17 protein-coding genes are annotated in these 25,736 nt (G+C 67.1%); 6 read left to right on the top strand and 11 right to left on the bottom strand.

Annotated elements, in window-relative coordinates:
• Positions 1 to 9 precede the first annotated feature (9 nt).
• Positions 10 to 834, top strand: a complete 825-nt coding sequence (gene thiM / locus ACN6O8_RS19575) for a hydroxyethylthiazole kinase (RefSeq protein WP_427992653.1) — start codon at positions 10 to 12, stop codon at positions 832 to 834.
• 16 nt (positions 835 to 850) lie between these two features.
• Here the strand turns inward: thiM and ACN6O8_RS19570 are convergent, their stop codons facing one another.
• The 6 genes from ACN6O8_RS19570 to ACN6O8_RS19545 all read right to left on the bottom strand — a co-directional run bounded on the left by ACN6O8_RS19570 (position 851) and on the right by ACN6O8_RS19545 (position 8,946).
• Positions 851 to 2,956 (bottom strand): TonB-dependent receptor, encoded by a 2,106-nt coding sequence (locus ACN6O8_RS19570; RefSeq protein WP_427992652.1) that lies wholly within the window; start codon positions 2,954 to 2,956, stop codon positions 851 to 853.
• A gap of 202 nt (positions 2,957 to 3,158) precedes the next feature.
• Entirely contained in the window at positions 3,159 to 3,917 is a 759-nt protein-coding gene (locus ACN6O8_RS19565) for an ABC transporter ATP-binding protein (RefSeq protein WP_427992651.1), read from the bottom strand.
• Positions 3,914 to 4,885 (bottom strand): iron chelate uptake ABC transporter family permease subunit, encoded by a 972-nt coding sequence (locus ACN6O8_RS19560; RefSeq protein ID WP_427992821.1) that lies wholly within the window; start codon positions 4,883 to 4,885, stop codon positions 3,914 to 3,916. Before ACN6O8_RS19560 ends, ACN6O8_RS19565 begins: the two co-directional genes overlap by 4 nt.
• 4 nt (positions 4,886 to 4,889) lie before the next feature.
• Positions 4,890 to 5,879, bottom strand: a complete 990-nt coding sequence (locus ACN6O8_RS19555) for an ABC transporter permease (RefSeq protein WP_427992650.1) — start codon at positions 5,877 to 5,879, stop codon at positions 4,890 to 4,892.
• Positions 5,880 to 5,915: 36 nt separating this feature from the next.
• Positions 5,916 to 6,866, bottom strand: a complete 951-nt coding sequence (locus tag ACN6O8_RS19550; RefSeq protein WP_427992649.1) for a siderophore ABC transporter substrate-binding protein — start codon at positions 6,864 to 6,866, stop codon at positions 5,916 to 5,918.
• 64 nt (positions 6,867 to 6,930) lie between these two features.
• The gene (locus ACN6O8_RS19545; RefSeq protein WP_427992648.1) at positions 6,931 to 8,946 is read right to left on the bottom strand and encodes a ligand-gated channel protein; all 2,016 of its coding nucleotides are present in this window, start codon (positions 8,944 to 8,946) and stop codon (positions 6,931 to 6,933) included.
• Between the two features lie 205 nt (positions 8,947 to 9,151).
• Between ACN6O8_RS19545 and ACN6O8_RS19540 the strand changes: the two genes are divergently transcribed.
• Complete coding sequence (locus ACN6O8_RS19540; protein ID WP_427992647.1) at positions 9,152 to 9,865, top strand: response regulator; 714 nt, start codon at positions 9,152 to 9,154, stop codon at positions 9,863 to 9,865.
• On the top strand, positions 9,865 to 11,259 hold the full coding sequence (locus ACN6O8_RS19535; RefSeq protein WP_427992646.1) for a sensor histidine kinase: 1,395 nt from the start codon (positions 9,865 to 9,867) through the stop codon (positions 11,257 to 11,259). The genes ACN6O8_RS19540 and ACN6O8_RS19535 overlap by 1 nt, the downstream gene beginning before the upstream one ends.
• Before the next feature lie 28 nt (positions 11,260 to 11,287).
• Here ACN6O8_RS19535 and ACN6O8_RS19530 read toward each other — a convergent pair whose 3' ends face one another.
• From ACN6O8_RS19530 to ACN6O8_RS19520, 3 genes are all read right to left on the bottom strand, one after another.
• Positions 11,288 to 12,103 (bottom strand): TatD family hydrolase, encoded by an 816-nt coding sequence (locus ACN6O8_RS19530; protein WP_427992645.1) that lies wholly within the window; start codon positions 12,101 to 12,103, stop codon positions 11,288 to 11,290.
• Between the two features lie 72 nt (positions 12,104 to 12,175).
• Complete coding sequence (locus ACN6O8_RS19525; protein WP_427992644.1) at positions 12,176 to 12,865, bottom strand: ABC transporter ATP-binding protein; 690 nt, start codon at positions 12,863 to 12,865, stop codon at positions 12,176 to 12,178.
• Positions 12,858 to 14,090 (bottom strand): lipoprotein-releasing ABC transporter permease subunit, encoded by a 1,233-nt coding sequence (locus tag ACN6O8_RS19520; RefSeq protein ID WP_258957298.1) that lies wholly within the window; start codon positions 14,088 to 14,090, stop codon positions 12,858 to 12,860. The genes ACN6O8_RS19525 and ACN6O8_RS19520 overlap by 8 nt, the downstream gene beginning before the upstream one ends.
• Positions 14,091 to 14,280: 190 nt before the next feature.
• Between ACN6O8_RS19520 and ACN6O8_RS19515 the strand changes: the two genes are divergently transcribed.
• The gene (locus ACN6O8_RS19515; RefSeq protein ID WP_427992643.1) at positions 14,281 to 15,219 is read left to right on the top strand and encodes a hypothetical protein; all 939 of its coding nucleotides are present in this window, start codon (positions 14,281 to 14,283) and stop codon (positions 15,217 to 15,219) included.
• Complete coding sequence (recJ, locus tag ACN6O8_RS19510; protein ID WP_427992642.1) at positions 15,201 to 16,901, top strand: single-stranded-DNA-specific exonuclease RecJ; 1,701 nt, start codon at positions 15,201 to 15,203, stop codon at positions 16,899 to 16,901. Before ACN6O8_RS19515 ends, recJ begins: the two co-directional genes overlap by 19 nt.
• A gap of 133 nt (positions 16,902 to 17,034) precedes the next feature.
• Here the strand turns inward: recJ and ACN6O8_RS19505 are convergent, their stop codons facing one another.
• Positions 17,035 to 22,719 (bottom strand): autotransporter outer membrane beta-barrel domain-containing protein, encoded by a 5,685-nt coding sequence (locus tag ACN6O8_RS19505; protein ID WP_427992641.1) that lies wholly within the window; start codon positions 22,717 to 22,719, stop codon positions 17,035 to 17,037.
• Positions 22,720 to 22,985: 266 nt separating this feature from the next.
• Positions 22,986 to 24,296, bottom strand: coding sequence for an MFS transporter (locus ACN6O8_RS19500; RefSeq protein WP_427992640.1), 1,311 nt, complete (start codon positions 24,294 to 24,296; stop codon positions 22,986 to 22,988).
• Positions 24,297 to 24,593: 297 nt separating this feature from the next.
• On the opposite strand from ACN6O8_RS19500, the gene prfB reads away from it, so the two are divergent.
• Positions 24,594 to 25,698, top strand: a protein-coding gene (gene prfB / locus ACN6O8_RS19495; RefSeq protein ID WP_427992639.1) for a peptide chain release factor 2 whose coding sequence is annotated in 2 segments (ribosomal slippage) — positions 24,594 to 24,674 and positions 24,676 to 25,698 — 1,104 coding nt in all. Because the reading frame shifts where the segments join, the coding sequence is not laid out codon by codon here.
• Positions 25,699 to 25,736: the final 38 nt, after the last annotated feature.

Raw genomic sequence — 25,736 nt, 5'->3', positions numbered from 1 at the left:
CCTGCCGGCATGGCCTGCCTTACCGACCCATCCCTTCCCGCCCTCGCGCGCGCCTCGCGCGATCTGTATGCGGCCGTGCGCCGCGACGCCCCGCTGGTGCAGTGTCTGACCAACTTCGTGTCGATGAACACCGCCGCCAACACACTGCTGGCCCTGGGCGCCTCGCCCGCGATGGTGCACGCGGCCGAGGAAGCGCCGGAATTCGCCGCCCTCAGCGGCGCGGTGGTGATCAACATCGGTACGCTCTCGACCCCCTGGCTGGACAGCATGCTGCTGACCGCCGCCGCCGCGGCGCGGGCCGGCACGCCCTGGGTGCTCGATCCCGTGGCGCACCACGCCACCGCCTTCCGCCGCGACGCGGTGCGGCGCCTGCTGGACCTGCGGCCCGCGGTGGTGCGGGGCAATGCCTCCGAGATCCTCGCGCTGGCCGGCGGCCAGAGCGCCAGCAAGGGCGTGGATGCGCGCGATCCCGTGCAGCAGGCAGAACACGCCGCGCGCGAGCTGGCGCGGGCGCGCGGCACGGTAGTGGCGGTGACGGGCGCGGTGGATTTCGTCACGGACGGCCAGCGCGAAGTGCGCGTGACCGGCGGCTCGCCGTGGATGCCGCAAGTCACCGCCACGGGTTGCGCGCTGACGGCGGTGGTCGGCGCTTTCGCGGCGGTGGCGCGCGCCGACGCCTACACGGCGGCGGTGGCGGCATTGTCCTGCTTTGGCATCGCCGGCCGCCGCGCCAACGCGCGGGCGGACGGCCCGGGTTCGTTCGCGTGGCGCTTCCTGGACGCGCTGGCGGCGCTGGAAACGGACAGCCTGGTACGGGAATCGCCGCTGGCCTGAGGCTGTCCGCCCTGCCCTACATGCGGTACTGCAGGCTCAGCATGGCATTGCGCGGCGCGCCGGGCATGTTCAGGTTGGCGTTGCTGCCGTGCGCCGACACGATGTAGCCGGCGTCGAACAGGTTGTACACGTTCAACTGCACCGAATACGGGCCCTGGCGCCACCATGCGGCCGCATCCGCCGTGATGTAGCCCGGCAGCTTGACCGTGTTGCCCGGGTTGGCGAAGCGCGCGCCCACCAGGTTCAGGCCGGCGCCGACGCCGAAGCCCTCGCCCAGATCCTTGGTGATCCAGACGTTGCCGGCATGGCGCGGCGTCAGCGTGGCGCGCTTGCCTTGCACGTCCTTGCCGGCGTCGCGCGCGACCGACTGCGTCACCCGCGCATCCAGATAGGCATAGCCCAGCATCGCGCGCCAGCCGTTGGACAGGTCGCCTGACAGCGTCCACTCGGCGCCGTCCGTGCGTTGCGTGCCCACCGGCACCAGCGTGTTGGTGACGGGGTTGGTCACCTTGATATCCGTGCGTTCCAGGCGGAACACCGACACCGTGGTCGAGAGCTTGCCATCCAGGAAATCGTATTTGGCGCCGACTTCGTAGTTGGTGGTCTTCTCCGGCGCCAGGTCGACGTTGTTCGCGGCCAGCGCGAAGGTCTCGCCCGACGGCTGGTAGGAACGGCTCCACGACACGTAGTACGACTGCACGCTGTCGGGCTGGAACACCAGGCCCAGGCGCGGGCTGAAGTTGGAATCGGTGCGCGACAGGTTCTGGCCGCTGCGGCGATCCTCGGTCTTCTGTTCGAAGCGGTCGTGGCGCACCCCGCCCAGCACCTTCCAGTGCTCGCCCAGCGCCATCATGTCCTGCACGTACAGGCCCAGTGTGTTGAAACGGCCGAGGCTGTCGGAACTCGGCGCGCCGGCCACCTGGCGCTGCAAGGTGGGCAGGCGCGGATCGAACAGGTTGACCACCGCGACGTTGGCGGCCGAGCGGTTCACCAGATCCTTGTTCTGCTGGCCGATCTCCACGCCGTACAGGATGTCATGGCGCACCGAGCCCCATTGCGCGCGCTGCATCAGTTCGGTCTGGTTGGTCCAGCCATGCTCGTCGCGCAGCACGTTGCCGTGGGTCAGCGACACCGTCTGGGCGGCCTCGTTGACCGAGCCCGGCAGCGTGTTGTTGCGGTTGAGGGTGTAGTGGTAGTAGCGCGTGGCGTTGCGCAGCGACCAGGTATCGTTGAAGCGGTGCGTCAAGGTGCCGGCGTAGGATTGCACCCGGGTCTGGGTGTAGTCGGTGTCGCGGGCGTTCTCGGCACCGTAGTAGGTGGACGGGTCCACATCCACCGGCCGGCCATGGTAGGCCGGAATGCCGAAGTCGGTCAGGCGGCGGTCTTCCAGGAATTCGGTTTGCAGCAGGAAGGTGGTGTCAGCGCCCAGCTTGAACTGGGCCGACGGCGCGATCGCCTTGCGGTCGATGAACTGCTTGTCGCGGTAGCTGTCGCCCTTCTCGACCGCGCCAGTCAGGCGCCAGGCCATGCTGCCGTTTTCGTTGGCGCGGCCCAGATCCAGGTCGAGCCGGCGGTCGTTCCAGGAGCCATAGCTCAGGCCGACCTGCGAGATGTCCTCGCCCGGCTTCTTGGTGACCCGGTTGATCAGGCCGCCGGACGAGCCGCGACCATACAGCACGGCCGCCGGGCCCTTGATGACGTCGATGCGCTCGACGTTGGACAGGTCGCGGAAATACAGGGCATCGTCGCGGAAGCCGTCGACGAACTGATCGGCGATGGCGGTGAAACCGCGGATCGAGACCTGGTCGCGCTGGCCGTCGCCGGTCGAAAAACTGACGCCAGGCACGTTCTTGAGCGCGTCCTGCACCGACAGGGCGTGCTGGTCGCGCAGCACTTGCGCGGGCACCACGTTCACCGTCTGCGGAATGTCGCGCAGCGGCGCGTCGATCTTGGTGGCGCTGGTGGAGGCGGGCGGGTTATAGCTCTGCGCGGTGTCGTCGGTACCGACGACGCTGACGGCGGGCAGGGTGGCGGTGGGCGCGGCGCCCTGGGCGTGGGCGGCCAGGGGAGCGAGCGGGCCCAGGACCAACAGGGCGGCGGAAAGGGGGCGAAGGACGGGCATGGCCTGCGGGGATCGAAGTCGTTTGAAATGGAAGGATTCGCCATTCTCTTGACAACGAGAATCAATCGCAATGCTTTTATCATTACGTTGCCTTAAGACCACGATAAGTGAGACGCCCGTCCAATTCAGATGTTTTTAAGCCGGGCTGTGTCACGCGTACGGGGTGCCCCCCCCTCCACCCCCCTTTTCGCGGCGGCCAGGATCAGCGGTAATACACGCAGATGCGCTTGCCGCCGATCTCGTGCACGGCGATCGGCAATTCGTACAAGGCGCCCAGCACCTCGGGCCGGATCAGTTCAGCGGGCGTGCCGCAATGCGCCACCCTGCCCGCCTTCATCGCCACGATGCGGTCGGCGTAGCTGGACGCGAAGTTGATGTCGTGCAGCACCAGCACCACGGTCTTGCCCAGCTCGTCGGCGGCGCGCCGCAGCGTGCCCATCATGGCCACGGCGTGCTTCATGTCCAGGCTGTTGAGCGGCTCGTCCAGCAGCACGTAGCGCGTGTCCTGGCACAGCACCATCGCCACGAACGCGCGCTGGCGCTGGCCGCCGGACATCTCGTCCAGGTAGCGGTCGGCCAGCGCTTCCAGCTCCAGGTAGGCGATGGCCCGGTCGATGTGCGTCTTGTCGTCCAGTGTCAGGCGGCCGCCGGAATGCGGATAGCGCCCGAACGCCACCAGGTCGCGCACCGTCAGCCGCAACGGCAGGTGGTTGTCCTGCCGCAGGATGGCCAGGCGTCGCGCCAGCTCCCGGCTGTCGCAGCGCGCCACGTCCAGGCCGTCGACCCGGATCTGGCCGGCGGACATCGGCAATAGCCGGCTGATCATCGACAGCAGAGTCGATTTGCCGGCGCCGTTGGGGCCGATGATGGCGGTCACGCCGCCGGCCGGCAAGGCCAGCGAAACGTGGTCCACGACCACGCTGTCGCCGTACTGTTTGCTGACGTGTTGGATATCGATCATTGGCGTCCCCTGCGCAAGATCAGGGCCAGGAACATCACTCCGCCCACGAATTCGATAACCACGCTGACCGTGGTGTTCAGTTGCAGCACCCGCTCCAGCAGGGTCTGCCCGCCGACCAGGAAGATCACGCTGAGCAGCACCGCCGCCGGCACGGTATGACGATGCCGGTCCGACCCCATCGCCTGGTACGCCAGGTTGCTGACCAGCAGGCCGAAGAACGTCACCGGCCCGACCAGGGCCGTGGATACCGACACCAGCACGGCGATGGCGGCCAGCGTCAACAGCACGGTGCGGCGGTAGTCCACCCCCAGGTTCAGCGCAATCTCGCGGCCCAGCGCCAGCACGTCGTAGCGCCGGCGCATGCGCCACACCAGCAGCGTGGCCGCGGCCACCGCCGCCAGCGCGATCGGCAGCAAGCCGGTGCGCACCGAATTGAAGTTGGCGAACAGGCGGTCCTGCAGCACCAGGAACTCGTTGGGGTCGATCAGGCGCACCACGAAACTGGACAGGCTGCGAAACAGCAGCCCGAAGATGATGCCCACCAGCATCATCAGGTGCAGGCTGCGCACGGCATCGGTCAACAGCCAGCGGAACAGCAGGCAGGCGAATGCCGTCATCGCGCCCACTTCCAGCACGAAGGCCGCCACCGGGTGGTTGACCGCGCCCGCCGCCTGGCCGAAACCGAACACCACCACCGCCTGGATCAGCAGGTAGAGCGCGTCAAAGCCCATGATGGCCGGCGTCAGGATGCGGTTGTGCGTGACGGTCTGGAACAGCACCGACGACACCGCCACCGCATAGGCCACCAGCAGCATCGCCGCCAGCTTGCCGCCGCGAAACGGCAGTACGAAGGCCCATTGGCCGTTGGCGCCCAGCGCCATGAAGCCGATGACGCACAGCAGCGCGGCCATGGCCAGCAGCGCCAGGCGCCGCGCCTGGGGCGAAGGCCAGGAAACCAGGCGGGCCATGCGCTCAGCCACGGCGCGCTCCCCGGGTGCGCAACAGGCACAGGAACAGGAAGCTGCCAAGCACGCCCACCACCGTGCCCAGCGGCACCTCGTAAGGGTGGATGACCAGCCGGCCAATGATGTCACAGGCCAGCACGAAGACGCCGCCCAGCAGGGCCACCCACGGGATCGCGCGCCGCATGTTGTCGCCCAGCATCAGGCTGACCGCGTTCGGCACGATCAGGCCCAGGAACGGAATGCCGCCGGCCGTGACCACCACCACGGCGGAAATCGCCGACACGATCAGCAGCCCCGCCAGGGTCAGGCGCGCGTGGTTCAGGCCGAGATTGGCGGCGAACTCGCGGCCCATGCCGGCCACGGTGTAGCGGTCCGCCGCGAGATAGGCTGCGGCCGCCAGGCCGAAGCCGAGCCACAGCAGTTCGTAGCGGCCGCGCAGCACGCCGGAAAAATCACCGGTGGTCCAGGCGTGCAGCGACTGCAGCAGGTCGTGGCGGTAGGCGACGAAGGTGGTGACGGCATGGATCACGCCGCCCAGGATCAGGCCGATCAGCGGCACGATGAATGGCGTGCGTAGCGGCACGCGCCGCAGCAGCGCCAGGAACAGCAGCGTGCCGGCCAGCGCGAAACCGGTGGCCGTCAGCATCTTGCCGATCACCGGCGTATCCGGCGCCAGCAGGGTGATGACCAGGATGCCCAGCGTGGCCGACTCGACCGTGCCGGCCGTGGTCGGCTCCACGTAGCGGTTGCGCACCAGCATCTGCATGATCAGCCCGGCCACCGCCAGCGCCATGCCGGCCAGCAGCAGCGCCAGGGTGCGCGGCACGCGGCTCACCAGCAGCAGGCGCCAGACGCGCTCGGCGTCCGGCCCGCTGGCCAGGGCGGCGAACGAAAACGAACCCGCGCCCAGGCCGATGCTGGCCGCGCACAACAGCAGCAGCAACAGCAGCAGCGCCGCCAGCCCCGCCCAACCCGTGATGGCCGCGCGCGCTCTCACCGGCCCGACTCCAACGCCTTCATGTCCACCTTGCGCTTACTTTGCCGCCGCCAGCGCGCGGGCGATATCGTCCACGTTCTGCTGCATGGCGGTCAGACCGGCGCTGCCCAGCAGGTACCAGTTGTAGCCGTTCAGGTAGACCACGCGCTGCTGCTTCCAGGCCTTGGTCGGACGGATCAGGTCATTGTCCAGCATGCGCTGGGCCGAGGCGCCTTCGCGGCCGATGGCGGCGTCGCGGTCGATCACGAACAGCCAGTCCGGATCGGTCTGGGCGATGAACTCGAACGAGATCGCCTGGCCGTGGTTCGACACGTTCAGCCCCTTGGCCGCCGGCGCGAAGCCGAAGGCATCGTGGATCACGCCGAAGCGCGAACCGGGGCCGTAGGCGCTCATCTTGCCGCCCGTGGTCAGCACAATCAGCGCGGTGCCCGCCTTGCCGGCCTGACCATGCAGCGCCGCGATCGCGGCGCGCAACGCGTCGAGCTTTTCCTTGGCCTGCGCCTGCTTGCCATACAGGGCGGCCAGCGTTTCGGTGTTGCGCGTGACGCTGCCGACCAGGTCCTTGGCATCGACCGTCAGGTCGACGGTGGGCGCCAGCTTGGCCAGCTCGTCATACTTGGGCGCCGAGCGGCCCGCGACGAAAATGACCTGCGGCCGGGCCGCGTGAATCACCTCGTAGTTGGGCTCGAACATGCTGCCGACCTTGAGGTAGCGCTTGTCGGCGTACTGCGCCAGTTGCGGCGGCAGCTTGGCGACGGCGGGCACGCCGGCCACATCCACGCCCAGCGCGTGCAAGGTATCCAGCACCGCCAGGTCCAGCACCACGGTCTTGGCCGGGTGGGCCGGCACGGCGGTCTCGCCGCGCGCATGCTTGACCGTCACGGTCTGCGCCGCGCACAGGGCGCTGACGCCGCCCAGGGCCAGGGCGGTGGCGGCGCATGCCAGCCAGCGGCCGGCGCGGCGCGTCAAGGTTTGCTTCATCGTCATGCTTGTCTCTCCAGGTTGCGGGAACGCCGCCTGGCGGCGGCGCGTCCCAGGGTTGCGCGCGGGCTCAGAACTTCACGCCCACGCCCAGCCAGTAGCGGCGGCCGTCTTCGACGTAGCCGTAATCGTCGTAGCCGACCCGCTTGTCGAACAGGTTGTAGATGCCGGCATACACCGACACCTTCTTGTTGACGGCGTAGGAGCCGCCCAGGTCGACGAAGGTGTAGGACGGCGCTACCAGCGAGGTCGAGGACGGGCCGGTGATTGGCTGGCTTTCCTTGCCGCGGTAGTTGACGCGGGCCCAGGCTTCGAGCGCGTCGGACGCCTGCCAATTGATCGTGGTGGTCAACAGGTGCTTGGGCAACTGGTTCAGCGGCTGGCCCTGGTACTGGCCGGTCTTCTGTTCCGACTTGGTGAAGGTGTAGCTGCTGGTCAGCGACCAGTCGCGGCCCAGCGGCAGCTTCAGGCTGGCCTCGATGCCGCGCGACACCGCCTTGTCCACGTTCATGTAGGTGGTGGGATTGGCGCCGAACTGATTGGGGCCGTCGGTGCACTGCGACAGCGGGCACGCCACGCGGGTGATCTTGTCCTTGAAGTTGTTGTTGAACAGGGTCAGGCCGGCGTTCAAGCCTTCGCCGTCGTCATACAGCAGGCCGATTTCCTCGGTCACCGACTTCTCGGGCGTCAGGTCGGGGTTGCCGTACATGTTGCCGCCGCGGCTGACCTGGCCCCAGCCCGCAACCGTCTGGCGCAGATCGGGCGCGCGGAAACCGGTGGACACGCCGCCCTTCAGGGTCCAGCGGTCGGCCACGTGCCAGACGCCGTACAGGCGCGGGCTGAAATGGCTGCCGAAGTTCTCGTCCTGATCCATGCGCAGGCCGCCGGTGACGGCGAAGCGCTCGGTCAGGCGCCATTCGTCTTCGGCGAACAGCGCCCACTGGTAGCGCTCCACCTTGCTGGGACCGCCGGCCAGCTGGTTGCCGGTCTGGTCGGTCAGGCGCTGCGTCAGGTAGCTGCCGCCCAGCGTCAGCATGTGCGACCCCAGCGGCAGCGTCCAACTGGTCTGCAGGTCCAGGTTCTTGATCTTCATCTGGCGCGAGCGGTTGTCGAACGCTTCCTGCTGCACGTAACTGTCGGACACGCCCCAGCCCCAGCGGCCGGTGTGCGACAGCGCCCATTTGTTGCCGCGGTAGTCGGTTTCCGACGAAGCCGGGCAGCCGGTGCGCGGGCACGCCACGCCCGGCGCCAGCGGGGCCACGGTCTTGCCCAGCGTGTTCTCGTACTTCTGGCGGCTGGAAGTGGCTTCGAGCACGATGTCGTGGTCGCGGTTGGGCGTGAGCGCCAGCTTGGCGGTGAGGTTGGTGGCATTGCGCTTGCGATAGCCGTCGACGATCCTGTCTTCGTCGCGCTGGGTCGCCTGGCCGTAGATCTGCAGGCCCAGCAGGTCGTTCTTGATCGGGCCGGCCAGGTAGAAGTTGCCCTGGTAGATGTCGCCGGACTTGCTGCTCTCCTGGAGGGTGCTGTCCATGCGGATTTCGCCGCCCCACTGGTCGGGCACCTTGCGCGTGATGATGTTGATCACCCCGCCCATGGCGTCGGACCCATACAGCGACGACATCGGCCCGCGCACCACCTCGATGCGCTCGATGGCCGAGATCGGCGGCGTCCAGCCGCCTTCGACGCCACCGGAGTCGGAGTTGGTGCGGGTCTCGCGCGAATTCTGGCGCTTGCCGTCGATCAGGATCAGCGTGTATTTCGGGCCCATGCCGCGCAGACTGATGTCCTGGCGGTCGCCGCCGCCGGTGACGATCACCCCCGGCACTTCGACCAGGGCATCGGTGACGTCACGGTAGAACTTCTTTTCGAGGTCCTGGCGCGTGATCACGCTGATCGAGGCCGGCGCGTCCTGGATCTGCTGCTCGAAGCCGCTGGCCGTGACCACCACGGTTTCCAGCGTCCTGGCGTCGGCGGCCGATTGCGCCCAGGCCGGCTGACCGGAGACAAGGCCCGCGGCGCACAGGGCCACCGCCAAGCGGGTACGCGGGCCAACAGCGCCGCGCGCGGCCGGATCGTTGCTGCTCATGATTTCAGACTCTCCCGTCTCGGACGGGCCGCGCCCCGCGCGCCGCCCTGTCCGCTTCAATTTTTAATGAAAACTATTCTCATATTAGAATTGATGAGTTTCTTGGGCTGCAACACGCTTTCCGCAACTTTTGCTTTCTTCGCACTTCTTGACACTTCAGCCACCGGCGCACCCCGATACGGGCGCGGCCACGGCACCCACGCGCATGTCCACACTGACCCCCATGGCCTCTCGCCGCCTCCTGCTGATCGACGACGACGTCGACTTGGCATTGATGCTGCGCGAATATCTGGAACCCGACCACATTGCCCTGACCCTGGCGCACAACAGCGCCCAAGGTCTGCCATTGGCAATGCAGGATGGCTTCGACCTGATCCTGCTCGACCTGATGCTGCCCGACGGCAACGGGCTCGATCTGCTGCGCCATTTGCGCCGCCATTGCCGCCGTCCCGTCATCATGTTCACCGCCCATGGTGGCGAGACCGACCGGGTGCTGGGGCTGGAACTGGGCGCCGACGACTATCTCGCCAAGCCCTTCAGCCCGCGTGAACTCAAGGCCCGCATCGGCGCCGTGCTGCGCCGCTTCGACGCCAAACCCGAGCCCGCGCCGCCCCACCTGAGCGTGGGCGCGCTGTCGCTGGACGCCGCCAGCGGCCGCGCCCGCCTGGGCGGGCAGGAAGTGCTGCTGACCGGCGCCGAACAGCGCATCCTCGAAATCCTGATGCGCGCCCCCGGCCAGGTGGTGGCGCGCGAACAGATCAGCCTGTACGCGCTGGGCCGCGCCGCCGACCGCTACGACCGCAGCATCGATACGCACATCAGCAGCCTGCGCAGGAAGCTGCAACTGGACCAGGCCGGCGCCGCGCCCGCCATCCGCAACCTGCGCGGACGGGGCTACGTGCTGGCCGGCGCGGCCTGATGCGCTGGCTGCCTGTCCGCTCCCTGTTCTGGCGCGCCTTCCTGACCTTCTGGGGCGCGATGGCCGTGATCACGGTCTGCGGCATGATGCTGACCGCGACGGTGGCCTGGTATCGGGTCGACTCGCTCGACGGCCTGAACCCCGGCAATCTCACCCGCGACGCCACCCAGATCGCGCGCAGCGAAGGCACCGACGGCCTGCGCCGCTGGCTCGAGGCGATGGACACGCGCTATTCGGCGCTGAAGATCTACATCGTCGACGCGCGCGACCGCGACATTCTCGATCGCCGCCTGCCAACGCGCCTGGACGACTGGCTGGCCGCCTTCCGCGCCGCGCCCGACCCGGGACTGAGCGCCGCCATCGACGTGCCCGTCGATGCGGCCACGCTGCGCGTCTCATGGTGGAACCCGCAACTGCTGGTGCTGCCGGACCACAGCGAACTGCTGATGCTGTTCCTGCCGTTCGATTCCTCGCACTGGGAAGTGCTGGGCCTGACGCCGGTCACCCTGGGCTTGTTGCTGTTCGCGCTGGCCGTCACGGCGCCGTTCTGCTGGGCGCTGACGCGCCACGTAGCGGCGCCGCTGGAGCAACTGCGCGGCGCTGCCCGCGCGCTGGCCGCCGGCCGGCTCGACACCCGCACGCCCGGCGGGCTGTCCGTGCGCAAGGACGAACTGGGCCTGCTGGCGCGCGATTTCGACGCCATGGCCGGCCGCCTGCAGGCGCTGGTGGACACCCGCGAGCAACTGCTGCGCAACATCGCCCACGAGCTGCGCTCGCCGCTGGCGCGAATGCGGCTGGGCGTCGAGCTGGCGCGCCGCAAGGACGCGCGCCAGGATCTGCAACTGGACCGCATCGAGCGCGAATGCGAGCGATTGGACGCGCTGGTCGGCAGCACCTTGCGGCTGGCCCGCATGGGTGCCCTGCCCCTGCCCACCGCAACGCTGGATCTGGCCGGCGTGGTCGACGACGTGGTCCAGGACGCCCGCTTCGAGGCCGGCGAGCGCCGCGTCACGGTCGCCTGGAACCGCCCGGCGCCGCTGCGCATCGCGGCCGACCGCGACGGCCTGGCCAGCGCCATCGAGAACATATTGCGCAACGCCCTGCGCTTCGCGCCCGCGGGCGGCGCGATCCAGGTGCGCCTGCTGGCCGATGCCGGCCAGGCCTGCCTGGAGATCGAGGACAACGGCCCTGGCGTGCCGGAAAAGGAACTGCCCTATCTGTTCGAGCCGTTCTACCAGGGCGCCCCGGCCGCCGGCGCGGCCCCTGGCGGCGCCGGCCTGGGCCTGAGCATCGCCCGCGCCGCCGTGGCGGCGCACAAGGGCCGCATCTGGGCGCGCAACGTCGCGCCGCACGGCCTGCGCGTGCGCATCGAACTGCCGCGCGTGGCCGATTGAACGGTGGCCACGCGCCGCCGCGCCGCGATCAAGCGTCGGCCAGGATGGCGGCCGACAGCCGCGGCAACACGCGCAGGGCATTGGCCGTGGTGGCGTGGGCCACCTGCGCCGGGGTGATGCCGCGCAGTTCGGCCAACACCTGGGCAATGCGCGCCAGCTCGCCGGGCCGGTTGCGCCGCTGCGGCGGATGCAACCAGGCCGGCGGAATGTCCGGCGCGTCGGTTTCCAGCACCAGGTGACGCAAATCGATATCGGTGGCATGGCGGCGGATCTGCAACGCCCGCTCATAGGTCATGGCCCCGCCCAGCCCCAGCGCGAACCCCTGCTCGACAAAGGCCTGGGCCTGCTGCGCGCTGCCGTTGAAGGCGTGCGCGATGCCGCCGATGCGGCCATGGCGCCGCAGATATTTCAGCAGGATGTCCTGTGATTTGCGCACGTGCAGCAGCACCGGCAGCTTGAATTCCGCCGCCATGGCCAACTGGGCGGCATAGAAGCGCTCCTGCCGCGCGCGCGCTTGGCCGGCGGCGATCTCCGGCACGAAAAAGTCCAGCCCGATCTCGCCGATGGCCACGAAGCGCGGATCGCCCAGCGCTTGTTCGATGGCCTGGCGCAAGGCGTCCAGATCGGCGTCGTCGGCGCGCTGCACGTACAGGGGATGGATGCCGAGCGCATAGGCGCCGCCGGCCACCTGGCCCGCCAGATCGCGCACCACGCCGAAATTGGCGCGCTCGATGGCGGGAACGACGATGGCCTGCACGCCGGCCTGGCACGCCTGTTGCGCCACCTGGCGGCGGTCGGCGTCGAACTCGGCGGCGTCCAGGTGGCAATGGGTATCGATCAGCATGGGCGCGGCCTCCTTGCCCGGGTTTCTTGCTCAATCATCGCGCCGCCCGGACCCCGGGGCCGGTTGCGGGCTTCAGCCCGAGACCAGCCGGCCGTTTTCCATCAACAGCTGGCGGTCGGCGCGCGCCGCCAGCTCGGGATCGTGGGTGACGATCGCAAAGGCCGTGCCCGACTCGCGATTCACCCGGGTCAGCAGCTCGAACATGTTGTGCGCGGTGTGGCGGTCGAGGTTGCCGGTAGGCTCGTCGGCCAGCACGCACACCGGCCGCGTCACCAGCGCGCGCGCCAAGGCCACGCGCTGGCGCTCGCCGCCCGACAACTGCCCCGGGTAATGGCCTTCGCGCGCCGCCAGGCCGACCAGGCCCAGCACCTCGCGCGCCGCCTCGCGGGCCTTGTCGCGATTCTCGCGCCGCACGATCAGCGGCATCGCCACGTTGTCCAGCGCCGAGAATTCGGGCAGCAGATGATGGAACTGGTAGACGAAGCCCAGGCTGCGGTTGCGCACCTGGCTTTTCTTCGCCTCGGTCAGCCCGACGGCCAGTTGGCCGTCGACCGATACCGAGCCGCTGGTGGGCACGTCCAGCAGGCCCAGGATATGCAGCAGCGTGCTCTTGCCGGAACCGGAGGCCCCGACGATGGCAACCATTTCGCCGCGCGCCACCGTCAGGCTGACGTTGCTCAGCACCTCGATGCGGGCCGGCCCCTCGTCATAGACCTTGACGAGGTTGTCTGCCTGCAGCGCCGGGGTCAGGGAATCAATCATGGCGCAGCACCTGTGCGGGTTGCAGGCGCGAGGCGCGCCAACTGGGATACAAGGTCGCCAGCAGCGACAGCACCAGGGAGGTCACGCCGATGGTCACGATGTCGCCCACCTGCGGGTCGGACGGCAAGGCGCTGATGAAATAGATCTCGCGCGGCAGGAAGTGCACGCCCAGCAGGCGCTCGATGAACGGCACGATGACGTCGACGTTGTAGGCGATCAGGATGCCGCCAGCCACGCCCAGCAGCGTGCCGATGACGCCGATCAGCGCGCCCTGCACCAGGAAGATGCGGGCCACTTCGCCCGGCCCGGCGCCCAGCGTGCGCAGGATGGCGATGTCCGACTGCTTGTCCTTGACCGCCATCACCAGCGACGACAGCAGGTTGAACGCGGCCACCGCCACGATCAGCGCCAGAATCAGGAACATCATGCGCTTTTCGGTCTGCACGGCGGCGAACCAGGTGCGGTTGTTGCGCGACCAGTCGCTGGCCATGACGTACGGCGGCAGCACGTTGCGCAGCTCGGCGGCCACCTCGGGCGCCTTCTGCATGTCGGCGATGCGCAGGCGCACACCGGCGGTGCCGCTGTCGCGGAACACCTTGGCGGCATCGTCGTTGTCAACGAAGGCCAGCGAGGAATCGTATTCATAGTGGCCCGACGAGAACACGCCGACCACGGTGAACTGGCGCATGCGCGGCGCGAAACCCGCCGGACTGATCGAGCCTTGCGGCGCCAGCATCAGCAGCGTGTCGCCCACCTTGACGCCCATGCCGTCGGCCAGCTCGTTGCCCAGCACCACGCCGAAGCCGCCCGGTTTCAGGTCGGTCAGCTTGCCCGCCACCATCTGGCGCGGCAGGTCCGAGACATTGCCCTCGGTGGCCGGGTCGATGCCGCGCACCTGCACCCCGCGCAGCGCCTGGCCTCGCACCAGCATGCCCTGGGCCGCCACGAAGGGCGCGCCGGCCTTGACCTCGGGGTTGCGCTTGGCGGCGTCGGCGAACTGCTGCCACTGTTCCAGCACCCGCTCGGGCGCGGCGCCCGGGATGTAGAGCTCGATGTGCGGCAGCACCGACAGCATGCGGTCACGGACCTCTTTCTGGAAGCCGTTCATGACCGACAGCACCACGATCAGGGCGGCAACGCCCAGCGCGATGCCGGCCATGGAACTGGCGGCGATGAAAGAGATGAAGCGATCGCGGCGGCCGCGTCGCTGGCGGATCCGGGCCAACCCGGCATAGCGGGCGCCGATCCAGAGTTCGTAGGGTATTTTCAGCACGAGCGCATTATGGCATTAACCGGCCGTAAAACCGTCCCGGGAATGCGGGAATGGAAGACAAGCCGTGACAAGCTATGGCAACCGGGGCCGGGCTTAGTTCCCGCGCTGGGTGGCCACCCCGCCAGCGTCTACAATCGCGGCCATGCTGATCGTCATCCCGGGCGCCTTGCCCGCCCTTCCCGTCGCCGCGGAACTGGCCAAACTGCTGCCCCAGCGCGCGCCCACCCTGCACCGCTGGCTGCAGGCCGGCGCCGCCCGGATCCAGGCCCACGATATCCGCGCCCAGGGCTGCACCGCCTTCGAAGCCTGGCAATTGCGCCGCGCCGGCTACACCCCGGAGCCCGGCCTGCTGCCAGGCGCCGGACTGGGCCCGTTGCTGGCCGCCGGCCAGAACGACGGCGCCCCCGTCTGGCTGGCCGAACTGGTGCACCTGGCCCTGGGCACCGACCAGGCCACCCTGCTCGACCCCGCCCAGATGGATCTGCGCGAGGCCGAGAGCGCGGCGCTGCTGGAGACCGCCCGGCCGCTGTTCGAGAACACCGGCTTCGCCGTCGAAGCGCTGTCGGCCGCCCGCTGGCGCCTGCGCCTGCCGGACGGTCTGCGGCCCCAAACCGCCAGCCCGCTGGCGGTGGCGGGCCAACGCCTGAACGACTGGTGGCGCCAGGACGCCGAAACCCGACCCTGGCGCCGGCTGCTCAACGAGATCCAGATGTCCTGGCACGAGCACCCCGCCAATGAATCCCGCGCCGCGCGCGGCCTGCCGCCGGTCAACGCCCTGTGGCTGTATGGCGGCGGCACGCCGTGGGCCATGCGTCCGGCCGGCCCGGAACGGGTCATGACCGACCTGGACGCCCCGCAACGCGCGGGCGACTGGGCCGCCTGGCTCGACGCCCTGCCCGCGCTCGACGCGCGGCTACAGGCGCTGGCCGGCCCCAAGGGCCTGCCAGACACGCCCGCCGAACTGCTGCTGCTGGGCGACAGTCGCAGCGCCGCCCTCACCCTGAAACCGCGCGGGGGCCTGCTCGGCTTGCTGCCCGCGCCCAAGAAAAACTGGAGCGCCTGGTGGTCTCACCCCGCTTAACCGTCCGCCGCGCCGACCTCGCCGCCTGCCATGCCCTGGAAGCCTCGGGCATCCACCCGCTGCTGGCGCGCCTGTGGGCCGCGCGCGGCGTCACCCATCCCGACCAGACCAAGCTGGCCTGGCCGTCGATGCTGCCGCCGGCCGGCCTGACCCATTCGGCGCATGCCGCCGGCGTGCTGGCCGACGCCATCCAGGCTGGCAAGAAGCTGCTGATCGTGGCCGACTATGACTGCGACGGCGCCACCGCCTGCGCCGTCGGCCTGCGCGCCCTGTCGGCCATGGGCGCCAATGTCGATTTCCTGGTGCCGAACCGCTTCGAGACCGGCTACGGACTGTCGCCCGCCGTGGTCGAACTGGCCTGCCGCCACCGCGCCGGCAAGCCCGACATCATCATCACCGTGGACAACGGCATCGCCAGCGTCGACGGCGTGGCGGCGGCCAACTCCGCCGGCATCGGCGTGGTCATCACCGACCACCACCTGCCCGGCGACACGCTGCCGGACGCGCTGGCCATCGTCAATCCGAACCAGCCCGGCTGCGGCTTCCCCTCCAAGAACCTGGCCGGCGTCGGCGTCATCTTCTACATGATGCTGGCGCTACGCGCCGAGCTGCGCCGCCGCGGCGTCTACGCCCCCGACGGCGGGCCGCGCCTGGATACGCTGTCCGATCTGGTGGCGCTAGGTACCGTGGCCGACGTGGTCAAGCTGGACGCCAACAACCGCCTGCTGGTCACGCAAGGCCTGCAACGCATGCGCAGCGGCCGCCTGCAACCCGGCCTGCGCGCCCTGTTCGCCGTGGCCGGCCGCGAACCGCGCGCCGCCAACGGCTTCGACCTCGGCTTTGCGCTGGGCCCGCGCATCAATGCCGCCGGCCGCCTGGCCGACATGAGCCTGGGTATCGCCTGCCTGACCACCGACGACGAGGCCCAGGCGCTGGAAATGGCGCGCGAACTGGACAACATCAACCGCGAGCGCCGCACCATCGAGGCCGAGATGCGCGAACAGGCCATGGCCGCCATGCAAGCGCCCGACGCCGCGCCCGGCGCCACCGTCTGCGTGTTCGACCCGGGCTGGCACCAGGGCGTGGTCGGCCTGGTGGCCTCGCGCCTGAAGGAAAAATTCTGGCGCCCCACCCTGGCCTTCGCCCCGGCCGGCGACGACGAGATCCGCGGCTCAGGCCGCTCGATTCCCGACGTGCACCTGCGCGACGTGCTCGACCTGGTGTCCAAGCGCCACCCCAACCTGATCCGCAAGTTCGGCGGCCACGCCATGGCGGCCGGCCTGACGCTGGGCCGCGACGACTTCCCGGCCTTCGCCCCCGCCTTCGACGCCGCCGTGCGCGAACTGACCGGCCGTGACAGTTTCGAGCCGGTCATCGAGACCGACGGCTCGCTCGAATCGGGCTACGCCAACGCCGAAGTCGCCGGCCTGCTGCAACAGCAGGTCTGGGGCGCGGGCTTCGCCGCGCCGCTGTTCCTGGACGAATTCGTGGTGCGCAACCAGCGCCTGGTCGGCGAAAAGCACCTCAAGCTGTCGCTGGAGCGCGGCCACCAGCGTTTCGACGCCATCTGGTTCGGCCACGACCAGTCGCTGCCCGAGCACATCCAGGCGGCCTACCGGCTGGAGCAGAATGTGTGGAACGGCATGGTGTCGGTGCAATTGGTGATCGAACACGCGGAGTAATACTGCCGCCACGCCGCACCCGCCCCGCGGGCTAGCCACGGGCCCTGCGGCAAATGGCTGTCCCACCCATTCGACATGGGGAGGACAGCCCAATTCCTCGCTACCACGGCTTCTCGGGCTTCACCACGCCGGCTTAAAACCGATACTTCAGGCTCAAGCCGCCTTGGGTGTCGTGGTAGCCGTGGTCGCCCTGTTGATGGGTGACATTGGCTGACAGCGCGAGGTTGTCGCTCAGGTTGCCCGAGACGCCGACCTTGGCCTCGCCGACGTTATCCGCGCCGAGGATCCAGTTGCGGTTAGCGCCCATCGTGACCCCGTACTTGTTGCTGTTGTGCAGCCAGTTCAGTTCGAGCGCGGTCTCGATTTGGCCGGCAAGGCTGGCGCCAGCGGCGGCCGGCTTACTGACCATGGCCAGGCGCGCTCCGAGGCGGGTTTGGATGTTGCCATCGCCTTCGCCTTTGACCGTGGTCGGGCCCGCGTCCTGCTGCACGAAGGTCTTGGCTTTGACGCCGCCGTACACGATTTGCGCTTGCGGCCGCACGCTCAAGCGATGTTCGCGGCCGCCGCCATTGGTGAAGGACGCCACGTCAATGGCATAACCGGCTTCGATCGAGGCGGTCACGCCGGTGGCCTTGTACTTCTCCTTGAGGCCGCTGCCTTGAGCGCTGTTGTCGAAGTCGTTGTAAAGCAGCCAACCATCGACGTAGGCGCCGCGATGGCTTTGGCCGTCTTGATACCAGGTGCCATACACGCCGGCGCTGTAACCGTCGACTTGACCACGGGCGTTGCCGGTTGCGGCGTTGCGGGTTTTGCTGCGCTGTTGACCATGGCCCGCCATGACACCGAAGCGCCACGCGTCGTGGCCGGTCACACTGCCAGCGATGATCGAGCTGCCCAATTGCAGCAGGCTGCGGTCGGCGCTGAAGCGGTTTTCGCCATCGAACATCATGCCGCGCGTGGTTCCCCCCGCGACCCGCGCCCAAGCCTGGCCGCGCGCGCCGGTGACCGGGTCAACCGATTCACCGCTTTCGCGGTCGCTCAAGCTGGTGTTGAAAAGTGTGTTCGCCGCGAGCAGGTTGCTGGCATAGGCGCCAAACAAAGGACTGACGTTGTGATTCCGGATGTCGTCGGAATTCGGCGCCGTCTGCTTCACGCTGGTCAGATACCAGATGCCGTTTGCCTTTTGGTCGGTATTTTCTTTGCTGTGAAGCGAATAGACATACCCTCCCACGGTGATGTCGTTGGCAAGCGCGAAGGTATCGGCGCCGCTACTGCCGCCAGCGACGGTGATGAGGGTAATGCCCTCCACGGTTTGCCCACCCTGGCCGCCTTCGTTCTCGACGGTCACCAAGGTCTTGCCGCTGGCCGCGCCTTGGATGATGAGCCTGTCGGCGGGACTGCTGTCGTCGCCCAGCACCGCGCCCAGAGTCACCGCGCTGCCATCCTTGCCTTCCCAATCGCCGTCGATGGTAAAGGTCTGGAGGGCGCAAGTGTCGCAGTTCTTGAGGCTGAGCGTGCCGCTGTTGAGGAACTTGCCCCTGGTGCCGTCGGCGCCGAGTTTGAGGGTGACCGGGGTGGACACCGGCGTGCCGTTGGCTTGAACATCGTTGAATACCAGGGTGCCCTGGTTCTCGATCCCGGCGAAGTTCTGGTTCATCGCGCCCAGGTTGAGCCTGGCGCCCGGCCGGATGGTCACATTGCTGGTATTGGCGATTGCATTGACAACCCCGGTTTTAAGCGTGCCCGCCTCGACAGTGGTGGCGCCGGTATAGGTGCTGGCGGCCGCCAATTCCAGCGTGCCCGCGCCTTTCTTGGTCAGGGTTTTGCCGTCCCACTTGAATGCATTGGTGGCTGCATCGACTCCCGTCACATCGGCCAGCGCGGTTGCCAGTTTGAACGTTCCGTTTTCAGCGATGGTGAAGTTGCCACCCGACTTGTTTTTATCATCCTCATTCCAACGAAGCTGGTAGCTGAGTTCCAGTTTCTTGGCGTCGCTCGCCGCGACCCTGAGGCGGGGCGTCAGATAATCGATCTCGCTCGCGCCCGCATCGAAGACCGTGACTCTGGGCCTGCCGTTGATATGGATGCCGTTGGTGTCGTTACCGGCTGGCCCGGTGGCTGGCAACGTCAGGATGACTTTGGGCGTGCCCAGCGCTTCGCTGGTGGCTGGCGGATTGGCGTCGGTCAGCTTGATGGGGTCGTCGGCGGCGATATTCAGGTTGCCATCTTGATTGATGTAGTCCTTCAAGGTGTCGGCGCCAAACGGCTCGCCTGCCGTGATGGAAAGCGGTTTTTGGGGCGGAATCGTCGAGACGAGGGTGTCCGCCAGACTGCTCAGAACCCAAATCCCCTCGTTGATCTTGCCGGTTGCGTCTTTTTTGCCTTGTCTGAGCTTGTAGACGTAACCGCCCGCGGTGACGGGGCTGTCCAGCACGAAGGCATTGGCCAGGCTGCTACCCGTGGTGATGAGGGTAATGCCGCCATCGGCGGTGGTTTCTCCCCCCGCGCCGCCGACATTGCGGACCTTGACTCGGGTGGTGCCGGTGGCCGCGCCCGTAATGTCGACCTTGTCGGTGTTGCTGTCGTCGCCCGCCAGTGCGGCGGTCAAGGAAATCAAACTGCCGACATCGCCGAACCAGTCGCCTTGGACTTGGAAGGTTTTGCCGACGGTGGCGTCGCCGGTGTCGAGTTCGAGCGTGCCGGCGTTGCTGACGTTGCCGGTCAAACTCATCGGGCTGGCGCCTTTCTTGCCTTCGCCCATGTCGTTGAACACGATGGTGCCGCGGTTGGTGACGGCGCCTCGAGTGTTGCCGCCCACGGATTGGGCATAGCCGCCCATGTTGAGCATGGCGCCCTGGGCAATCGACAGATTGGCGCTGGCGGCGAACGTATTTTCGGCCCCCGCTTTCAGCACCCCCTGCTTGATGATCGTGTCGCCGGTGTAGGTGTTGCTCGCTGTCAGTACCAGCGTGCCCGCGCCGTCCTTGGTCAGGGTCTTGCCGTCCCACGGCATGGTGGCGCTGGTGTTCGCCCCCATGTCGGCCAGCGCCGCGCCAAGCGCAAAGCCGCCGTTGGCAACGGTGAAGGTGCCGTGCGATTTATCGGCCGTTTCATTCCAACTGAGTTTGTAGCCGGCTTGCAGTGTCTTGCCATCCTGCGATCTGGAAACGTTGGCCGTCAGATAATCGGGGGGCGCCGCGCCGTTGAGGGTGACGTTGGGCAGATCGCCCTTGATGATGCCGGTGACGCTTGTGATCCCGACACCGCTTTTCTCCGCCTCGGTGATGCCGGCCATCGTCATGTCAAGCGTGACGTCCGGCGCAAAGATCATGTCTCCCTCTGCATTGACGACATATTTCGCCTTCTCGTCGGCGGTCAGCGCCCTTGAGAAATCGAAAGGCAGCGTGGTGCCCGCCGCGATTGTGGGAGGGGTGACCTTGTCACTGTCCTGCTGCCCAACGGCAGGAGGGACCTGCTCACCAGCAGGCGGGACGGCCTGAGGCGCACCGCCATCATTATTCTTCGCGCTGCTCAAATACCAGACTTTATGGTTGGCCGAATCGGTCTTGTTCAGGAGCGAATAGACCAGGCCATTGGCGGTGAGGGTGTCGGTGCTCAGGGCGAAGGCGCCATTTACGCTACCGTCGCCAGCGCTGATCAGGGAGATACCGCTTGTGGTGCCGGTTGCCCCCCCGCCGTTGATATTGCGCACTTGGACTTTGGTGGAACCGGTGGCGGCGCCCGTGATTTCGACTTTGTCGGCGACACTGCCGTCGCCATTGCCGAGGACGGCGGCCAGTTTAATCAGGCTGCCGGTGCTGCCGGCCCAATCGCCAATGATTTTCAGTGTTTTGCCCACGGCATTGTCGCCGTTGTCGAGATCGAGCGTGCCGGCGTTGGTCAGGTTGCCTGTCAAGGTCGCCGAGTTCGTGCCCGTCTTGGCGGCGTTCATGCTGTTGAACAAGATGGCGCCGTTGTTGGTGATGACCCCGCCTTCGCTCACGGCCTGGGAGAATCCGCCGAGGTTCAATGCGGCATCCGCGGCAATCGTCAGCGCGCTGCTTTTTGCAAACGCGTCCGCCACCCCGGCCTTCAGCACCCCCGCGTTGATCGTGGTGGAGCCGGTATACAGGTTTGCCGCCGCCAATTGCAACACGCCGGGGCCCGCCTTGGTCAGGCTCTTGCCATCCCACGGCGTGGTGGCGTTGGTGTTCGCGCTCACATCGGTCAGCACCGCGCCCAAGGTAAAGTCGCCGCCCTCGGCAATCGTGAAGGTGCCGTGCGCCTTGGCCGGGTCTTCGAGCCAACTGAGTTTGTAGGTGGTCTGGTAGCCGATGGGGTGAGCCGCTAGCACAGGCAGGAGAGGAACCATCCCTCCGAATGTATCTTGCTTGTCGACCTCTGCTTGGGTCCGTTCCCCGCCCATGGCGATGCCGGATGCGAACGTCAGGTAGTCGACGGGCGTTTTGTCAGTGACGACAATGCCGCCGACGGCGGTCTTGGCGAAATCGCCCTCGACGAAGACTTCCGAATTGAGTTGATTCTCGGTAACGAACAGGAACTGATCGGCCGCGCTGCCATCGGTGATGCCGGCCAGGTTGAACGTCGTGCCGGTTTTACTGATCGTGGCTTTGCTGTTGTTGAGGACAAGCCGGAAACTTTCCGGATTGCTGGATTTCGTGCCGTCGCCTTTAAGCGCACTGCGGGCAATGACGGAGAGGGTGCTGCCATCCTTCAGGACCAAGTCGCCGATCCGGGTTGAGCCCTTTCCCGAAACCATCAGCGTAGCGCCTTCGCCAACGGTGATTTGTGGCATGCGCATGCGACTGATCACTTCAGCCGAATCATCGGCGGGAAGCGAGTTGGCCGGCAGCCTCCTGATCAGCGGCCCTTGGTTGATGCTGGCGTAACCTGTTTGGTACGTTCCATTCAAATCAACCCACTCTGCTGCATTATTCAGGATATGCAACATGCTGCCGGACGAGCCGGCAGGCGCATCCAGCAGCACGCTGCCGTTGATGATGGATCCCCGCTCAAGCGTGATCAGGTTGTTGCCGCCGGTGAAGTGCAGGGCCTCCCCATAACGGCCATGGACCCCGCTTTCTTGGGCCTCACCTCCTGCCGAGCCAACGCCTTGCCGTCCAAAACCGGGGGTTCCAGCGCTGATCGATCCTGCGGGCTTATCGGTAAACACAATGTCCAGGTCGCTGCCCACAATGGCGGCACCGCCATTGCCGCCGTTGCCGCCCTTCACCGGCGAATCGCCGCCTTCGACAGCGCCGCGGCCATTCATGCCGTGACTGCCCGCGCCGCCCCTGATTGAACCGCCGTCGATAACAATTCGGAGATTGCTGCCATGAATGGCATCCGCGCCGCGGGCGCCATTTTCGCCAACCTTGACGGCCGTGGTCCCCGCCGCGCCACCGACCAGGGGAGCATTTACCTGCACCACGTTGGTGTCGCGCAGTGAACCTGCTTGCGTGGTGAAGACATACGCCGTCTCGCCATCGGTCGCGGACGTATAGGGCAGCCCGGTGCCACTGCCGTTTTTGCCATTCAGCCCCGGGGGCTGCGTCGCCAAGAACGGCGTGTTGTCCTTGGTCAGCGTGATATTTTGGGTGCCGGCGGGGTTCACTGGCGTTCCCTCTGCCCCCCCTGCGGCATACACACCCGCCGCCTGGCCGGAGAGCGCCAGGGCAACATAGAAGGCAGTGGTGGTTTTGCTGGGAATGAATCGCCTGGAGTGAGTGTGGCGGGCCGATCTCCGGGTTGGCCGGGTCGGTTGGCGGAAAGCAGCGCGCGAGGAAGCAAGGGTCATGATGGTTTTGAACTCCGCGGCCGCCGCGGTCGGAATGACCAAGCCCGGGCCGCAAAACTGCCAGGAAAATATGCGCGAATGAGAATGATTCACTAACGCAATACGCCCCAGCATTTTCGGCACAAAACAGGCGGAAAGTTTCGTTGTTGCCGCGAAGCAAGACCAAATGACGCTCGGCGCCGTAAAAGAAAATGGGCGCATCCGCGAGGATGCGCCCGTATCGCTTGCAGGCCCCGGCAAGCGGGGCCGTCGCGCCTGGCTGGCGCCTACTTGTTGACCAGCCTGGCCGGCTGCGCCAGCGCCACCAGCGCGCCCACCACCAGGCACGCCGACAGCATGTACAGGCCGGTGTTGGTGGTGCCGGTCATGTCCTTGAGCCAGCCCACCAGGTAGGGGCTGACAAAGCCCGCCAGGTTGCCCACCGAGTTGATCAGCGCGATACCCGCGGCGGCGGCCGTGCCGCCCAGCAGCGCGGTCGGCAGGCTCCAGAACAGCGGCAGCACCGTGCAGATGCCGATGTTGGCCACCGTCAGCGCCAGGATCGCCAACACCGTGTTGCCGCTCCAGATCGCCGAGAACAGCAGCCCCAGCGCGCCGAACAGCGCCGGAATCGCCACGTGCCAGCGGCGCTCGCGGTTGCGGTCGGAATGACGCGCGATCAGGATCATGCCGATCACCGCGAACAGGTTGGGCACCGCAGTCAGCAGGCCGATCGCCAGCGGGCTTTGCACGCCGGTGCTCTTGATCAGCGACGGCATCCAGAAGCCCACGCCGTACAGGCCCATCACGAACGAAAAGTAGATCAACGCCATTGCCCACACGCGCGGACGCGTCAGCGCGGCGCGGATTGGCGGGTCTTCCTTGTGCTGCTCTTCGGCCGCAATATTGCGGATCAGCACCGCCTTTTCATTGGCGGTCAGCCACTTGGCCTTGTTGATGCGGTCGTCCAGGTAGATCAGCACCAGCACGCCGATGATGACCGAAGGGATGCCTTCGAGCAGGAACAGCCACTGCCAGCCCGACAGGCCGTGGCCGCCGTGGAAGGTGCTCATGATCCAGCCCGAGATCGGACCGCCGATCAGGCCGGACATCGGCACCGCCGTCATGAAGAACGTGGTGATGCGGCCTCGACGCGCCGCCGGATACCAGTAGGTCAGGTAAAGAATAATGCCCGGGAAAAATCCTGCCTCGGCCGCGCCCAGCAGAAAGCGCAGGAAATAGAACATGTGCACGCTGGTCACGAACATCATGCAGGCCGAGATGATGCCCCAGGTGATCATGATCCGCGCGATCCAGACGCGCGCGCCGACTTTGTGAAGGATGATGTTGCTGGGAATCTCGAACAGGAAGTAGCCGATGAAGAAGATCCCCGCGCCCAACCCGTACACCGTCTCGCTGAACTGGAGTTCCTGCAGCATCTGCAGCTTGGCGAAGCCGACGTTGACGCGGTCCAGGTAGGCCACGACATAGCAGACCACCAACAGCGGCACCAGCCGCCACCCCACTTTGCGGTAGATCCGGTCCTCCTCAGCCGCCGGGATCGCCGGCGAGACCCCGGGGGCCATAGTATGTTCCATCAACGTCTCCTCCTCTAACGGGACAGGCGGGCTGTGTGCCGGCCGCTTGTCCGGTCCCGCGTCCCCGGGGGGACATATGGGCCGGCTGACCAAGGCTAGAACCCCCTAGTTGACAAAAGACTGAACAACTACGCGCTCTGCGCGCAAACCCCTAGCGCCGCGCGACGGAATCGGGCAAAGGCCCGCCCGGACGGGTTTTCTTCTCCCATCCGTCCCCCTGGATCGGGGGGCGGCCCACGGGCTGGCGTCTTACACGGTAAAATGCCGGGTTTCGCACAAAAGTCATCAGGAATCATCATGGAAGCCGAACGTCAGAACCAGCTCGCAGCCCGCCTCGCCGACTACGCGGAGCGCGAACAGGCTCTACGGAGGTATCTTTGACTACGATGCCAAAGCTGAACGCCTCCAAGTCGTAAACGCCGAACTCGAAGACCCGGCCGTCTGGAACGACCCCAAGCACGCCCAGGACCTGGGCCGTGAAAAGAAATCGCTCGAGGACGTGGTGGAAACGCTCACGAGCCTGGGCGCCGGCGTGGCCGATTCCCAGGAACTCTTCGAAATGGCCGCCGCCGACGATGACGGCGACACCCTCGAAGCGATCGAACAGGACGCCGACGCCTTCCAGGAAAAGCTCGAAGCCCTGGAATTCCGCCGCATGTTCTCCAACCCGGCCGATCCCCTGAACTGCTTCCTGGACATCCAGGCGGGCGCGGGCGGCACGGAAGCGCAGGACTGGGCCTCGATGCTGCTGCGCCAGTACCTCAAGTACGCCGAGCGCAAGGGCTTCAAGGCCGAAGTGCTGGAAGAATCCGAAGGCGAAGTGGCCGGCATCAAGTCCGCCACCATCAAGCTCGAGGGCGAATACGCCTTCGGCTACCTGCGCACCGAAACCGGCGTGCACCGCCTGGTGCGCAAGAGCCCGTTCGACTCGTCCGGCGGCCGCCACACCTCGTTCGCCAGCGTGTTCGTCTACCCCGAGGTCGACGACTCCTTCGAAGTCGAAGTGAACCCGGCCGACCTGCGCGTGGACACCTACCGCGCCTCCGGCGCGGGCGGCCAGCACATCAACAAGACCGACTCGGCCGTGCGCCTGACGCACATCCCGACCGGGATCGTGGTGCAGTGCCAGAACGACCGCTCGCAGCACCGCAACCGCGCCGAAGCGATGCAGATGCTCAAGTCCAAGCTGTACGAACTGGAAATGCGCAACCGCATGGCCGAGCAGCAGAAGCTGGAAGACTCCAAGACCGACGTGGGTTGGGGCCACCAGATCCGCTCGTACGTGCTGGACCAGAGCCGCATCAAGGACCTGCGCACCAACGTCGAAATCTCCAACACGCAGAAAGTGCTGGACGGCGACCTGGATCCTTTCATCCAGGCCAGCCTCAAGCAAGGCGTCTAAGTTCCGCGATACTTCCGTCCACCGTACCCCAAGGGTTC

Source organism: Achromobacter sp. (assembly GCF_050285565.1).
Classification (GTDB): domain Bacteria; phylum Pseudomonadota; class Gammaproteobacteria; order Burkholderiales; family Burkholderiaceae_B; genus Achromobacter.
The sequence above is the reverse complement of the archived record's forward strand: the minus strand, read 5'-3'. Positions and strand labels throughout refer to the sequence as shown.